The organism is Actinomadura madurae, from assembly GCF_900115095.1.
Classification (GTDB): domain Bacteria; phylum Actinomycetota; class Actinomycetes; order Streptosporangiales; family Streptosporangiaceae; genus Spirillospora; species Spirillospora madurae.
Genome location: NZ_FOVH01000005.1, coordinates 168,964 through 181,739 on the forward strand (window position 1 = coordinate 168,964; position 12,776 = coordinate 181,739).

General features: G+C 71.9%; 16 protein-coding genes. 8 read left to right on the forward strand and 8 right to left on the reverse strand.

Translation table 11 applies throughout. The features are described 5' to 3' along the window. The first annotated feature begins 20 nt into the window (after positions 1–20). The 3 genes from BM339_RS16850 (at position 21) to BM339_RS16860 (ending at position 3,475) form a co-directional block, all read left to right on the forward strand. The gene (locus tag BM339_RS16850) at positions 21–734 is read left to right on the forward strand and encodes a response regulator transcription factor (RefSeq protein ID WP_021600070.1); all 714 of its coding nucleotides are present in this window, start codon (positions 21–23) and stop codon (positions 732–734) included. Further along, the gene (locus tag BM339_RS16855) at positions 734–2,266 is read left to right on the forward strand and encodes a sensor histidine kinase (protein ID WP_021600069.1); all 1,533 of its coding nucleotides are present in this window, start codon (positions 734–736) and stop codon (positions 2,264–2,266) included. The genes BM339_RS16850 and BM339_RS16855 overlap by 1 nt, the downstream gene beginning before the upstream one ends. 279 nt (positions 2,267–2,545) lie before the next feature. Continuing rightward, positions 2,546–3,475, forward strand: coding sequence for a S1C family serine protease (locus BM339_RS16860; RefSeq protein ID WP_024934591.1), 930 nt, complete (start codon positions 2,546–2,548; stop codon positions 3,473–3,475). A gap of 147 nt (positions 3,476–3,622) precedes the next feature. On the opposite strand, the gene BM339_RS16865 is transcribed toward BM339_RS16860, so the two are convergent. Continuing rightward, positions 3,623–3,862, reverse strand: coding sequence for an oxygenase MpaB family protein (locus tag BM339_RS16865; RefSeq protein ID WP_177287709.1), 240 nt, complete (start codon positions 3,860–3,862; stop codon positions 3,623–3,625). 77 nt (positions 3,863–3,939) lie between these two features. Between BM339_RS16865 and arfB the strand changes: the two genes are divergently transcribed. Both arfB and BM339_RS16875 read left to right on the forward strand, forming a co-directional pair. Next, positions 3,940–4,365 (forward strand): alternative ribosome rescue aminoacyl-tRNA hydrolase ArfB, encoded by a 426-nt coding sequence (gene arfB, locus BM339_RS16870; RefSeq protein ID WP_021598108.1) that lies wholly within the window; start codon positions 3,940–3,942, stop codon positions 4,363–4,365. A 117-nt stretch (positions 4,366–4,482) separates the two neighbouring features. Further along, positions 4,483–5,052 (forward strand): Uma2 family endonuclease, encoded by a 570-nt coding sequence (locus BM339_RS16875; protein ID WP_075021453.1) that lies wholly within the window; start codon positions 4,483–4,485, stop codon positions 5,050–5,052. Here BM339_RS16875 and BM339_RS16880 read toward each other — a convergent pair. Next, positions 5,034–5,414: a MerR family transcriptional regulator gene (locus BM339_RS16880; RefSeq protein WP_075021454.1), complete on the reverse strand. Its 381-nt coding sequence runs from the start codon at positions 5,412–5,414 to the stop codon at positions 5,034–5,036. The genes BM339_RS16875 and BM339_RS16880 overlap by 19 nt on opposite strands. 55 nt (positions 5,415–5,469) lie before the next feature. On the opposite strand from BM339_RS16880, the gene BM339_RS16885 reads away from it, so the two are divergent. Beyond that, positions 5,470–6,339: a polysaccharide deacetylase family protein gene (locus BM339_RS16885; protein ID WP_075021455.1), complete on the forward strand. Its 870-nt coding sequence runs from the start codon at positions 5,470–5,472 to the stop codon at positions 6,337–6,339. Positions 6,340–6,349: 10 nt separating this feature from the next. Here the strand turns inward: BM339_RS16885 and BM339_RS16890 are convergent, their stop codons facing one another. The 4 genes from BM339_RS16890 to BM339_RS16905 all read right to left on the reverse strand — a co-directional run bounded on the left by BM339_RS16890 (position 6,350) and on the right by BM339_RS16905 (position 9,635). Continuing rightward, positions 6,350–7,066, reverse strand: coding sequence for a L,D-transpeptidase family protein (locus BM339_RS16890; protein ID WP_021598105.1), 717 nt, complete (start codon positions 7,064–7,066; stop codon positions 6,350–6,352). Between the two features lie 133 nt (positions 7,067–7,199). Then, positions 7,200–7,982, reverse strand: coding sequence for a hypothetical protein (locus BM339_RS16895; RefSeq protein WP_075021456.1), 783 nt, complete (start codon positions 7,980–7,982; stop codon positions 7,200–7,202). A 59-nt stretch (positions 7,983–8,041) separates the two neighbouring features. Further along, on the reverse strand, positions 8,042–8,854 hold the full coding sequence (locus BM339_RS16900) for a crotonase/enoyl-CoA hydratase family protein (RefSeq protein ID WP_218163659.1): 813 nt from the start codon (positions 8,852–8,854) through the stop codon (positions 8,042–8,044). A 7-nt stretch (positions 8,855–8,861) separates the two neighbouring features. Further along, on the reverse strand, positions 8,862–9,635 hold the full coding sequence (locus BM339_RS16905) for an SDR family NAD(P)-dependent oxidoreductase (RefSeq protein WP_021598102.1): 774 nt from the start codon (positions 9,633–9,635) through the stop codon (positions 8,862–8,864). Positions 9,636–9,799: 164 nt separating this feature from the next. Here BM339_RS16905 and BM339_RS16910 point away from each other — a divergent pair, with 164 nt between their 5' ends. Continuing rightward, a complete protein-coding gene (locus tag BM339_RS16910; protein ID WP_024934589.1) occupies positions 9,800–10,648 on the forward strand; it encodes an SDR family oxidoreductase in 849 nt (282 codons plus the stop codon). Beyond that, positions 10,648–11,661, forward strand: a complete 1,014-nt coding sequence (locus BM339_RS16915) for a DNA topoisomerase IB (RefSeq protein ID WP_075021458.1) — start codon at positions 10,648–10,650, stop codon at positions 11,659–11,661. The genes BM339_RS16910 and BM339_RS16915 overlap by 1 nt, the downstream gene beginning before the upstream one ends. A 107-nt stretch (positions 11,662–11,768) precedes the next feature. On the opposite strand, the gene BM339_RS16920 is transcribed toward BM339_RS16915, so the two are convergent. After that, positions 11,769–12,530 (reverse strand): metallophosphoesterase family protein, encoded by a 762-nt coding sequence (locus BM339_RS16920; protein WP_021598099.1) that lies wholly within the window; start codon positions 12,528–12,530, stop codon positions 11,769–11,771. Next, positions 12,527–12,772 (reverse strand): BON domain-containing protein, encoded by a 246-nt coding sequence (locus BM339_RS16925; RefSeq protein ID WP_021598098.1) that lies wholly within the window; start codon positions 12,770–12,772, stop codon positions 12,527–12,529. Before BM339_RS16925 ends, BM339_RS16920 begins: the two co-directional genes overlap by 4 nt. Positions 12,773–12,776 lie beyond the last annotated feature (4 nt).

Genomic DNA, 12,776 nt, shown 5'->3' on the forward strand with positions numbered 1-12,776 from the left:
GCACAGTGGTTGAACGTACGGTGAACGGCACCAAGGCGGCGGAAGCGACGCTGCTCGTCGTCGAGGACGAGCCCAACATCCTGGAACTCCTCGCCGGCAGCCTGCGCTTCACCGGATTCGACGTGGTCACGGCCACCAACGGCGCGGACGCGGTGCAGGCGGCGCGGCGGCACCGCCCCGACCTCATCGTCCTGGACGTGATGCTGCCCGACATCGACGGGTTCGACGTCGCGCGGCGGCTGCGGTCCGGCGGCGACCACACCCCGGTGCTCTTCCTCACCGCGCGGGACGCCGTCCAGGACCGCATCAAGGGGCTGACGATCGGCGGCGACGACTACGTCACCAAGCCGTTCAGCCTGGAGGAGGTCATCGCCCGCATCCGGGCCGTCCTGCGGCGGTTCCGCGGCGGCGTGACCGAGCCGCCGCCGCGGATGGTGTTCGCGGACGTCGAGCTGGACGAGGACAGCCACGAGGTGTGGCGCGGCGGCAAGGCCATCCAGCTGTCTCCGACGGAGTTCAAGCTGCTGCGCTACTTCATGGCCAACGCGGGCCGCGTCGTGTCCAAGGCGCAGATCCTCGACCACGTGTGGAACTACGACTTCCGCGGCGACGCGGGCATCGTCGAGTCGTACGTGTCCGCGCTGCGCCGCAAGGTGGACAACACCGAGCCGCGCCTCATCCACACCCTCCGCGGTGTCGGCTACGTGTTGCGCGAGCCGTCGAGAACGGGCTGATGGCCACGCGGGTCCCGGCACCGGCGGCAGGTCCGGCGCCGGCGGGCGTCCTCGCCGGGGAGCGGCACCCGTTCCGGGGCATCGAGCGGCTGTGGGGCCGGACGTCGCTGCGCGTCAAGCTGATCGCCGGGATGCTCGTCCTCGTCACGCTCGGGATGACGGTGATGAGCGCGGCGGGCGCGTCGGTGCTGCGGCAGTACCTCGTCGGGCGCGCCGACGACCAGCTGCGCGGCTCGGTCGGGCGGGCGATCGACCAGGTCGTCCCGCAGCTGCGGAGGGGGCAGACGCAGATCACGGTGCGGATCCCGAGCGAGATGTACGGGCAGGTCCGCACCACCGACGGGCGCCCGCTCGGGCAGAACGAGGCGTGGAGCGAGTCCGGCCATCCGCGGCTCCCGGCGGACCTGAACGGGCGCATCGACCGGCCGTTCACGGTGTCGGGGACCGGCGGCTCCACGTGGCGGATCCTCGCCGAGCCGATCCCCGGCGGCGCCCTGATCGTCCTCGCGTTCAGCCTGGACGAGATCGACCGGACGGTCCGGCGGCTGGTGGCGATCGACGCGATCGTGGGGCTGCTGGTACTGGCCGTCCTGGTCGTGCTCGGCGTGTGGGTCGTCCGGGCGAGCCTGCGCCCGCTGTCGGCGGTGGAGGAGACGGCGGGCGCGATCGCGGCGGGCGACCTGTCCCGGCGCGTCCCGCAGGCCGATCCGCGGACCGAGATGGGCCGGCTCGGCCGGTCGCTGAACACCATGCTCGGGCAGATCGAGGCGGCGTTCGGCGCCCGCGCGGAGTCGGAGGCGGCGGCGCGGCGCTCGGAGGAGACGGCGCTGCGGTCGGAGGAGCGGATGCGGCGGTTCGTCGCCGACGCGAGCCACGAGCTGCGCACGCCGCTGACCGCGATCCGCGGCTTCGCCGAGTTCTACCGGCAGGGCGCGGCCCGCAGCCCGGCGGAGCTGGACCGGCTGATCGGCCGGATCGAGGAGACCGCGTCCCGGATGGGCCTGCTCGTGGAGGACCTGCTGCTGCTCGCCCGCCTGGACCGGCAGCGGCCGATCGAGCGGCGCCCGGTGGACCTGCTCGCCGTCGCCGCCGACTCCGTCCAGGAGGCCAGAGTCCTCGCACCCGAGCGCACCATCGACCTGTCCGTCGAGGGAGGGTTGGCGTACCAGGTGCTCGGGGACGAGCCGCGGCTGCGCCAGGTGCTGGGGAACCTGCTCGGCAACGCGATCGCGCACACCCCGGAGGGCACGCCGGTCGAGGTGCGGCTCTCCCCCGGGACGCTGCGCGGGTCGCCGGCCGCGGTCGTCGCCGTCGCGGACCAGGGGCCGGGCCTCTCCCCCGAGCAGGCGGAACGCGTCTTCGAGCGGTTCTACCGCGCCGACGACGCCCGCTCGCGCGACCACGGCGGCGCGGGCCTCGGCCTCGCCATCGTCGCCGCGCTCGTCGCCGCGCACGAGGGCACCGTGGAGGCCGACTCCGCGCCGGGCGAGGGCGCGACGTTCCGGGTCCTCCTGCCGCTGTCCGACGACTAGCGGGAACTCGCGGCGCGCGTTCAGCGAACGTTCAGGCGGGTGCTGTTAGGTAACTCGCACAGGGCGCGCCCCGGTCTCGACGGAGACCGGGAGTACGCGCCCTGGCCAGCGTGAAGGCCCGGGGGCAGGCACCGCGGCCGGGGGGACGGCGCGCCGCCCGTCCCTTCGGCCGCGGTTTTTCATGACATATCGGCGTTCAGCACACTTTCAGGTTGGCTCCAGGCGTCCTGCAGCCCCCTGCCGCAGTCTCGATGGTGAGAGAACGACAGGGGGATCCACATGAACGCCGACCGGCCGCAGCAGCCGCCCTGGGAGCCCGTCCAGCCGGGCTTCGCCCACGCTCCGTGGACGGGGAGCGTCCCGCCGCCGGCGGAGCCCCGCCCGGGCCCGTTCGGCACGGCGCGGCGCAAGCTCGCGGCGGTGGGGGCCGCCCTGGCGCTGACCCTCGGGGCGGGCGGCGCCGGCGCCGCGATGACGCTGGCGCTGACGCACCAGAGCACCGTCTACGCGAGCCCGACGGCCGTGTCGGGCACCTCCGCCAAGGGCGGGACGACCGCGCAGGTCGCGGCGGCGGTCCAGCCGAGCGTGGTGTCGATCCAGGCGCAGGTGCCGGGCGGCACCTCCGGGGGGTCGGGCGTGATCCTGCGCTCGGACGGCGTCATCATGACGAACGCGCACGTGGTGTCGGGCGCCCGGCAGGTCGCGGTGAAGTTCAGCGACGGCAGGACGGCGTCCGCCCGCGTCCTCGGCGCCGAGACCCGCGACGACATCGCGGTGATCAAGGCGGAGGGCGTGTCGGGCCTCAAGCCCGCGACGCTCGGCGACAGCTCCGCGCTGGCCGTCGGCGACCAGGTCCTCGCCGTGGGCAGCCCGCTCGGGCTGGACGGCTCGGTCACGTCCGGGATCGTCAGCGCCCTCGGCCGCGAGATCCAGGAGGGCGACTCCGACCCGCAGCTGCCGCCGGGCCTGCGCGGGCAACTGTCCCAGCAGCAGCAGACCGTGATCAGGAACGCCATCCAGACCGACGCCGCCATCAACCCCGGCAACTCGGGCGGCGCGCTGGTGAACGCCTCCGGTCAGGTGATCGGCGTCAACACCGCCATCCTCACCGCCGGGAACAGCGAGGGGAACATCGGGGTCGGCTTCGCCATCCCGATCAACTCCGCGAAGGAGACCGCCGGCCAGATCATCGCCGGCGCCAAGGGCTGACCCGGGATCGCCGTCCGTTCCGGGCTCTGGGGGGAGCGGGCGGACGGGCGGAGTCCCGGGGCAGGGGGTCCTTCCGGCCGGGCCGGGCTCGGGAGGACCGTGCAAGGGAGAACGGCCGCGCGACCACTCTGGGGGTCGCGCGGCCGTTCAGCTCCGCACCGTCACCGCGGGCCGCCGCTTCACCTTCGCCAGCATCCGCCGCGTGGTGACCATGGAGTACTCCCTCGGCAGGGTGCGGATCCGCAGCGGAAGCCGCGGGTACACCAGGGCCAGCGCGCCGACCAGCAGCCGGAAGCGGCGCTCCCGTCCGGCGTCCCACTTCCACCCGTACTGCTCGCGGATCGGCGCCGGCATCAGCCCCGCGGTGAGCAGCCGCATCGCCGCCATCCCGGGCGGGCCGCTGAGCGCGCCCGGACGGGGGTTAATCGAGCGACAAGATCACCGGGGCCTGCGACAATGGGGTCATGTCCGCCCCGATCCATGTCCGCGGCTCGGTCTCCATCCCGGAGTCCGAGCTCGGCTGGCGTTTCTCCCGCTCCTCGGGCCCGGGCGGGCAGCACGTCAACACCAGCGCCACCGCGGCCGAGCTCTCCTTCGACGTGGCGAACTCCCCGTCCCTGCCCGAGCACCTGCGGGCCCGCGCCCTCGACCGCCTCTCCGGCCGCCTCGTCCGCGGGGTCCTCACCATCCGCGCCGAGGAGTACCGCTCCCAGCAGCGCAACCGGGACGCCGCCCGCACCCGCCTCGCCACCCTCCTCGCCGAGGCCACGGCCCCGCCCCCGAAGAAGCGCATCCCGAAGAAGGTCCCCCGGGGCATCAACGAACGCCGCCTGGAGAACAAGAAGCGCCGCTCGGCCGTCAAACGCCAGCGCACCACCCGCTGGGACTGACCGGATCCACCGGACGAGCAGGGAGAATGCCCTAGGCTTGCCTCGTAGCCACGCAAGGGCAGTGTCACCATGGGACCGTGGGCGGGGCCGACTGCCCACCGATCGTCAGGACTGAGCATGAGGGCTTACGACCGGCTGCGCTCGACCGCAGTAACGATCATGGAGCGCCTGGACGCGTACGGCGTGGAGCTGGACGACGAAGGGGTGCACGTGATGATGAGCCCGGTCAACCGGCACGAGCTGGCGATCTCGCGCCTGCTGCGCCAGTTGCTACCGCAGGTCGGCCCGGACATGGTGGCGCACTCCGGTACGCCGGAAATCGACGACCCGGCCACAGGCCGGCTACGCCGGCCCGACCTGGTGGTCGTTCCAGAAGCCGCGCTGGCGCGTCCCGGCCAAACGTACCTCCGGCCCGAGGACGTGGAACTGGTCGCCGAAGTGGTCTCCGTGCCCAACCCCGAGAACGACTACGAGAACAAGACGATCGACTATCCCGCGATGGGGATCCCGACTTACCTGATCGTTGATCCGCGCAAGTCGACGGTCACGGTGTTCAGCGACCCGGGGCCCGCGCCCGAAGGTACGCGGTACCGCGTTCGGCATGACTACGTGTTCGGCGACCAGGTCGATGCGGGTAGCTATGCGATCGACAGCGGCGCCTTCCTGCCTTATGAAGGGGACGGCTGAGCGGGGTGGTCCGCGGCGGCGTCGATCACCTCGTCGAGGACGTCGCGGGAGTTCGCCAGCTCGGTGATCATGCGGTCGATGCGGTCGCGCTCGGCGGTGAGGTCGGTGACCAGCTTGGGGGTGGCGATCTCGGACGGGCCGCCGTCCGCGTCCCGCATGCACGGGAGCAGGCGTGCGATCTTCTTGCTGGACAGGCCGGCGGCGAACAGCTCCTGGATGCGGATCACCCGGTCGACCGCCCGCTCGGGGTAGTCGCGGTGGCCGCCCGGGGTGCGGTCGGGCGCCAGCAGCCCCTGCTGCTCGTAGTAGCGCAGCGACCGCTCGCTGACTCCCGTGCGCTTCGCGAGCTCCCCTATCCGCATGTGGCCCTCCCGCGGGGTTGAATCTGACACCGATGTTAGCTTTTACCGTGTCGGTATGACGAACACAGCGGAGAACCGGCTCTACGACTACAGTCCCATCACCGAACGCCCTCCCCTCCACTGGCCCGCCGACGCCAAGGTCGCCGTGTACGTCGGGCTCAACATCGAGCACTTCCTGATCGACCGGCCGTCCACCAGCATCTGGCCGGGCACCGCGGACCTCGTCCCCGACCCGCTCAACCACGGCTGGCGCGACTACGGGACCCGCGTCGGCATCTGGCGGACGATCGAGAGCATGGACCGGCACGGCGTCCGGCCGAGCGTGCTGCTGAACTCCGCGGTCGCCGAGCACTACCCGCAGATCATCCAGGCCGGGCTCGACCGGGACTGGGCCTGGCTCGCGCACGGCCGGACGAACTCGATCCTCCATACCGGCATGGACCGCGACGAGGAGCGGCGCTTCCTCGACGAGGTCGTCGGCACCATCGCCGACGCCACCGGACGGCGCCCGCGCGGGTGGTTGGGCCCGGGGCTCACCGAGACCTTCCACACCCCCGAGCTGCTCGCCGAACTCGGCCTCTCCTACGTGCTGGACTGGACCAACGACGACCAGCCGTACCGACTGAAGGTCCCCGGCATGATCAGCGTCCCGTACACGGTGGAGCTCAACGACCTGCTGCTGTTCGGCCGGGGGTTCACCGGGCCGGAGTTCCTTCAGGCCGTCAAGGACCAGTACGAGCAGCTGCGCGCCGACTCCGAAACGAGCGGGCGGGTGATGGCGCTGGCCCTGCACCCGTTCGTGATCGGCCAGCCGTACCGGCACAAGTACCTGGATCAGGCGCTGGAGTTCCTCGCCTCCCAGCCCGACGCCTGGCTGACCACCAGCGACGACATCGCGGAGCACTACCTGGCGACGACCGCTTGAGAAGGGGCGGTCAGCGGAAGAGGGCCTGCCGCGTCCCCATGATGATCCGGTCGTGGGGACGCAGCGTCCTCATGATGGTCTCCAGCTCGGGACGGGCCATGGCGACGCAGCCGGCCGTCGGACCCGTCCCGATGTGCATGAAGATGGCCGAGCCGTTCCCCTGGACGATCGGGGAGTCCGGCGGCCGGTTGTAGTTGACCACCACGGCCTGCCGGTAGGGGCCGTCCTTCATGATCTGCGAGAGGTTCTCGTCGGCGGGCAGGCACGTGCCGCGGTAGTAGCGGTTGTAGCGCTCGTCCCCGATGGTCGAGCCCCAGCAGTCGCCGGTGTCGCGCAGGGTCCGGTACAGGAGCGCGGTGCCAGGGTCGCCTTCTCCGAACGCCTCGGTCAGGCTGTAGGAGCCGGTCGGTGACGTGCCGTCGCCCTCGCGTTTGGCGCCGGGCTCGGCGTAGCCGTTCCGGCCCACATGTCCTGGAGTGCTCAGAACCGTTTTCCACGAGCGTCCTTTGCGGACGCATTCGGTGACGGTCACCTCGGTCGTCCCGTATGCGGCCGCCACCGCGAAGACCACGTGCCTGGCGGCGCCCGGGTCGTAGCGCGACTCGCCCCGGTTGAGCGCCTGGCATGGATCGTGTCCGGCACTCTCCTTGGCGGACGCCTGGGGAACGAAGACGAACGGCGCGGCGAGCGCGACCGCGCAGCATGCCACGACCCGTGTGACGCCCATGGATTCTCCCTGTGACCTCGATGATCGTCCCGCGGTCGATCTCTACCCGCGGCAAGGTCATCTCACCCGGCGTCACCCTGTCCCCGCGCGCGGCGCCCGTCCCGCGGAGGGAACGGGACGGGCGCCGGCGGGGTCAACTGAAGTACTCGATGAAGGGCGTCTTCCTGTCCGCCTGGGAGGCGGTGCCGGCGCTGACGACGGCGGTCGTGCCGGGGCGGGCGTCGACGTCGGAGGCCTGGACGGAGCCGCTGCGAGCGGGGCCGTTCAGGGTCGTCCAGGCGGAACCGTCGTAGTGCATGTACTGCGCCGCGGTCCCGGTGGTGATCGGGAGCATGACCACACCGGAGCCGCCGTCGGACGACATACCGATGCCCGCGGCGTTCAGCGGCGTGCCGATCGTCGTCCAGGACGTGCCGTCGTACCGCAGGATCGCGTTGGTGACCTGGGCGTTCTGCCGCACACGCAAAACGTGCACGTTCGTCGGCGAGGTGGCGACCATGCGGTGAAGGGGGCCCTGGTTGCCGGGGACGCCCAGGTTGCCCGGAACATCGATCCTCTCCCAGGACGTGCCGTCGAAGTGCATGACGAGGCCGGTGACGGACGTGCCGGTGGCGGCCGTCGTGCCGGCGAGCCACACGTCGCCCGCGGCACGGACGTCCACCGCGGTGATGGACGACGAGGGCGGCAGCGGCACCTGCGGGTCGACCCAGGCACTACCCGTCCAGCGCAGGATGGCGCCGGGGCCGCCGGCGGCGGCGATGCCGGCGATGGAGTAGCCGGTGCCGTCGGGGGCGGCGGACACGGCGGTCGGGAAGCCGACCAGCGGATAGGCGACCTGGCTCCACGCCGTGCCGTTCCAGTAGAGGCCGAGGGTTCCGCCGAGGTTGTAGCCGATGATCCACGCCTTATACGCCAAGACGCCCGGAACAGGGAGGTTCCGGGCGTCTTGCGGGAGCCGGGCGAGGCTGTGCCGCTCTACTCGCCCTTCCAGTTCGGCTTGCGCTTCTCGGCGAAGGCCGCCGGGCCCTCCTGGGCGTCCTTGGACATGAACACGGGCAGCGTGATGTCCTGCTGCTTCTTCCACGCCTCGCCGGACGTCCAGTCGGCGGACTCGACGATGACCTTCTTCGTCGCCGCGAGCGCCAGCGGGGCGTTCTCGGCGACCTTGAGGGCCAGCTCCTTGGCCGCGGCGAGCGCGCCGCCGGACTCGGCCAGCCGGTTGACGAACCCGAGCTCGGCCATCCGCTCCGCCGGGTACTTGTCGCCGGTGAGGGCGATCTCCATGGCGATGTGGAACGGAATGCGCTGCGGCAGGCGCAGCAGCCCGCCGCCGGCGGCGACCAGCCCGCGCTTGGGCTCCGGCAGCCCGAACTGGGCGTCCCGCGCCGCGACGATCATGTCGCAGGCCAGCGCCACCTCGCAGCCGCCGGCGAGCGCGTAGCCCTCGACGGCGGCGATCAGCGGCTTGGCCGCCGGGCGCTCGGTGACGCCGGCGAACCCGCGGCCCTCGACGGTGGGGTTGTCGCCGGTCAGGAAGCCCTTGAGGTCCATCCCGGCGCAGAACGTCCCGCCCGCGCCGGTGAGGATGCCGATGGACAGGTCCTTGCGGGAGTCGAGCTCGTCGACGGCCGCCGCGATCCCCTTCGCCACCTCGCCGTTGACCGCGTTGCGGGCCTCGGGGCGATTGATGGTGATGACGAGGACTGCGCCGTCTTCTTCGGTTAGCACCGCGTCGTTGCCGGGGGGCGTGGGGGGTCGTCCCCCCTCGGGCGATACAGCGTCGGTCATGGGTGCCTCACTTCGGCTGGAAGCGGATGCCGCCGTCGAAACGGATCGTCTCGCCGTTCATGTAGTCGTTCTCGATCAGGGACTTGACGAGGTGGGCGAACTCCGACGCCTTGCCCATCCGCTTCGGGAACGGGACGGGCGCGGCGAGCTTGGCCTTGAACGCCTCCGCGGCCTCGCCCTGGCCGTAGATCGGGGTGTCGATGATGCCGGGGCAGATGGTGTTGACCCGGACGCCGATCGCGGCGAGGTCGCGCGCCGCCGGCAGCGTCATGCCGATGATCCCGCCCTTGGACGCCGAGTAGGCGATCTGCCCGGTCTGCCCTTCGATGCCGGCGATGGACGCGGTGTTGATCACCACGCCGCGGGCGCCGTCCTCGTCGGCGGGCTCGGTCTTGGAGATCGCGGCGGCGCCGATCCGCATCAGGTTGAAGGTGCCGATCAGGTTGACCCGGATCACGGTCTCGTAGGAGGCGAGGTCGTGGGGGCTGCCGTCCCGGTTCACGGTGCGCGAGGCCCAGCCGATGCCGGCGCTGTTGACGATGACGCGCAGCGGAGCGCCGGTGTCGACGGCGGCCTGGACGGCGGCCCGCACCTGCTCCTCGTTCGACACGTCCGTCTTGACGAAGACGCCGCCGACCTCGTCGGCGAGCGCCTTGCCCTTGTCCTCGTTCAGGTCGGCGACGACCACCTTGGCGCCTTCGGCGGCCAGCGCGCGGACGGTGGCCTCACCGAGGCCGCTCGCGCCACCGGATACGACGGCGGAAACTCCGTTCAGGTCCATACAGCGACACCTTACGTGAGGGACCGAATGTGGTTCGGGATGATGGTAGCCGGACGTCGTTCGCACGCCCCGCCCGCACCCCCGTGGACCGCCGAGCCGCGATATTACCCGTCGGTACGATAGGCGGGCGTTTGCTCCCCGTGACTCAGGGCATGCGGCAGCACATGAGTGAGCGTCCGGCACAGAGCCAGTCCTACCCCGGCCGGACCGGGGACATGGCACCCGAACCCCGCGACGAGATGCTCGACTACACCGGCCGCGACCTGCTGCGCGGGCGGCGCGCGCTGATCACCGGCGGCGACTCCGGGATCGGCCGCGCCACCGCCGTCGCGTTCGCCAAGGAGGGCGCCGACGTCGCGATCACCTACCTGGAGGAGGAGGACGACGCCCGGCACACCGCGAGCCTCGTCGAGGCGGCCGGACGGCGGTGCGTCACGTTCGGCGGCGACCTCGCCGAGGAGCGGCACTGCCGCGAAGTCGTCGAGCACACCGTCCGCCGGTTGGGCGGGCTCGACCTGCTCGTCCTCCACCACGGGACGCAGACGCCGGTGAAGGACGTCCGGGAGATCGACAACGCGCAGCTGCGCCGGACGTTCGACGTGAACGTGTTCGCGCTGTTCTGGATCGTCCAGGAGGCCCTCGACCACCTGGGGCCGGGATCGAACATCATCATCACCGGATCCATCAACGGGCTCCGCGGCAACAAGACGCTCATCGACTACTCCGCCAGCAAGGCGGCCGCGATGGCGCTGACCACCTGCCTCGCCCAGAACCTCATGGACCGCGACATCCGCGTGAACTGCGTCGCCCCCGGCCCGGTCTGGACTCCCCTGATCCCGGCCACCTTCGACGAGGAACGCGTCGAGAGCTTCGGGCAGCAGGCGCCGATGGGACGCGCGGCCGATCCCGACGAGATCGCGCCGTCCTACGTGTTCTTCGCCGCGAACCGCCTGTCGTCCTACTACACCGGCCAGACGCTGGTTCCCGCCGGCGGAGAGATCCATCCGGGCTGATGCGGCAGAGCGACCCGAACGAGCCCGGCTACGGACGGCGGAAGCACGGCAGGGGATGGGTGTATCTCGGCCTCGACGGGCGTCCCCTGGTCGATCCGGCCGAGAAGGAGCGGATCCGGTCCCTGGTCATCCCGCCCGCCTGGAAGGACGTGTGGATCTGCCCTGACGACGACGGGCACATCCAGGCCATCGGGACGGACGCGGCCGGACGGCGCCAGTACCTCTACCACGAGACGTGGCGCGAGCAGCGCGACCGGGAGAAGCACGAGCACGTCCTGGAACTCGCCGAGCGGCTGCCGAAGGTCCGCGACACGCTCAGCAATTTCCTCGCCGGACGAGGATATTCGCGAGAGCGGGTGCTCGCCGCGGCCGTCCGGCTCATCGACCTCGGCTTCTTCCGGATCGGCGGCGAGGCGTACGCGGCGGAGAACCAGACGTACGGGCTGGCGACCGTCCTGCGCGAGCACGTCACCTGCCGGCGCGGCCACGTGACGTTCGAGTACCCGGCCAAGGGCTCCAAGGAGCGCTACCAGGCCGTCGCGGAAGAGAACGTGTGCAAGGTCGTGAGCGGGCTCAAGCGGCGCGGCGACGGCGGCCCCGAGCTGCTCGCCTACCGCACGCGGAACGGCTGGCACGACGTCACCACGTCCGACATCAACGACTTCGTCCGGGAGGTCACCGAGGGCGACTTCACCGCCAAGGACTTCCGGACCTGGCACGCGACCGTCCTCGCGGCGGTCGGGCTCGCGGTGTCGGTGCGCGCCCCCGACGGCGACGCCGCCCGCAGGCGCGCCATCGTCCGCGTGGTCAAGGAGGTCGCGTCCTACCTGGGGAACACTCCGGCCGTCGCACGGGCGTCCTACATCGACCCCCGCATCATCGAGCTGTACGAGCAGGACAAGACGATCGCCCCCGCCCTTGACCGCCTCGGCGTGGACGCCGCCGAAGGCGAACTGGCGACCCAGGGCCCGGTAGAAGAGGCCGTCCTGGACCTCCTCCGCTCCGCCCCCTGACCCGGCACGGGGGCTGCCCGGCGGAGAGCCGGCTCGGCAGCCCCGACCCGGCGACAACCAGCCCGCCAAAGGATCGCCCGCCCGGCCAAGGGCTGTTCGGCGGGCGGTTACCAGGCGGAGACGTGGTTCTCGGTGTGGCGGTGGGCGGGGGGTGCCGCGGGGTCCAGGCGATACAGCGCGTAGGCGTGCTGGATCACTGGGAGGGCCACGTTGCGCACTCGGACGCCGCCGGAGGTGAGGCCGCGCTCGGTGCCCTTGTGGGCGTGGCCGTGGATCGCCAGGTCGGCGCCGGCCTCGTCGATCGCCTCGCCCAGCAGGTAGCTGCCGAGGAAGGGGTAGATCTCCGGCGGCTCGCCTTCGAGGGTGTCCGCGGCGGGCGAGTAGTGCGTCAGGCTGATCGTGACGTCGGCGTCCAGTTCCAGCAGGGACGCCCCGAGCCGCCCGGCGAAGTCCTTGGTGTGGCGGACGAACGCCTTCATCTCCGGCTCGCCGAAGTCGCCGGCGCACCTGCCCTCGAACCCGCCGCCGAACCCCTTGCCGCCGGCCACGCCGAGCCGCGTCCCGTCGCAGTCCAGGACGGTCCCCTCCCCTTCGAGGACGGTCACGCCCGCGTCCCGCAGAATGCCGGCGATCTCCTCCTCGGCGTCGCTGTGGTAGTCGTGGTTGCCGAGGACCGCGATCACCGGGACGCCGAGGTCGCGCAGCTCGGCCGCCGCGACGCGGCCCTCCTCGACCGTCCCGTGCCGGGTCAGGTCCCCGGCGACGAGGAGGACGTCGGCGCGGCCGGCCAGCGCCGACAGGTGCCCGCGGTACTCCCCGGCCGCCTCGGGCCCCATGTGGAGGTCGCCCGCCGCCGCCACGTGGATCATGAGATCCGCTCCTCCCCCTCGGGCGCGGGGACCGCCACGACGTGCAGCTCGTTGCAGATCTCGCGGCCCCCGGCGGCGACCCGGGCGGCGTCCTCCACGTCGCGGCGCCGCTCCTCGCTCACCACCTCGCCGTGCAGGTGCACGACGTCGCCGCGGACGTCCACGCGGATGCCGAGCTCGTAGGCCTCCGCCGCGAGCCTCTCCTGGATGTGCGCGGACAGGTATTGCGCCTGGTCGGTCATGTCG

Coding starts and splice junctions, on each gene's coding strand:
- arfB (WP_021598108.1), top strand. CDS start 3,940: ATGTCCGCCCCGATCCATGTCCGCGGCTCGGTCTCCATCCCGGAGTCC.
- BM339_RS16925 (WP_021598098.1), bottom strand. CDS start 12,772: ATGACCGACCAGGCGCAATACCTGTCCGCGCACATCCAGGAGAGGCTC.
- BM339_RS16920 (WP_021598099.1), bottom strand. CDS start 12,530: ATGATCCACGTGGCGGCGGCGGGCGACCTCCACATGGGGCCCGAGGCG.
- BM339_RS16905 (WP_021598102.1), bottom strand. CDS start 9,635: ATGGACCTGAACGGAGTTTCCGCCGTCGTATCCGGTGGCGCGAGCGGC.
- BM339_RS16875 (WP_075021453.1), top strand. CDS start 4,483: ATGAGGGCTTACGACCGGCTGCGCTCGACCGCAGTAACGATCATGGAG.
- BM339_RS16890 (WP_021598105.1), bottom strand. CDS start 7,066: ATGGGCGTCACACGGGTCGTGGCATGCTGCGCGGTCGCGCTCGCCGCG.
- BM339_RS16885 (WP_075021455.1), top strand. CDS start 5,470: ATGACGAACACAGCGGAGAACCGGCTCTACGACTACAGTCCCATCACC.
- BM339_RS16910 (WP_024934589.1), top strand. CDS start 9,800: ATGAGTGAGCGTCCGGCACAGAGCCAGTCCTACCCCGGCCGGACCGGG.
- BM339_RS16880 (WP_075021454.1), bottom strand. CDS start 5,414: ATGCGGATAGGGGAGCTCGCGAAGCGCACGGGAGTCAGCGAGCGGTCG.
- BM339_RS16915 (WP_075021458.1), top strand. CDS start 10,648: ATGCGGCAGAGCGACCCGAACGAGCCCGGCTACGGACGGCGGAAGCAC.
- BM339_RS16865 (WP_177287709.1), bottom strand. CDS start 3,862: ATGGCGGCGATGCGGCTGCTCACCGCGGGGCTGATGCCGGCGCCGATC.
- BM339_RS16860 (WP_024934591.1), top strand. CDS start 2,546: ATGAACGCCGACCGGCCGCAGCAGCCGCCCTGGGAGCCCGTCCAGCCG.
- BM339_RS16900 (WP_218163659.1), bottom strand. CDS start 8,854: ATGACCGACGCTGTATCGCCCGAGGGGGGACGACCCCCCACGCCCCCC.
- BM339_RS16855 (WP_021600069.1), top strand. CDS start 734: ATGGCCACGCGGGTCCCGGCACCGGCGGCAGGTCCGGCGCCGGCGGGC.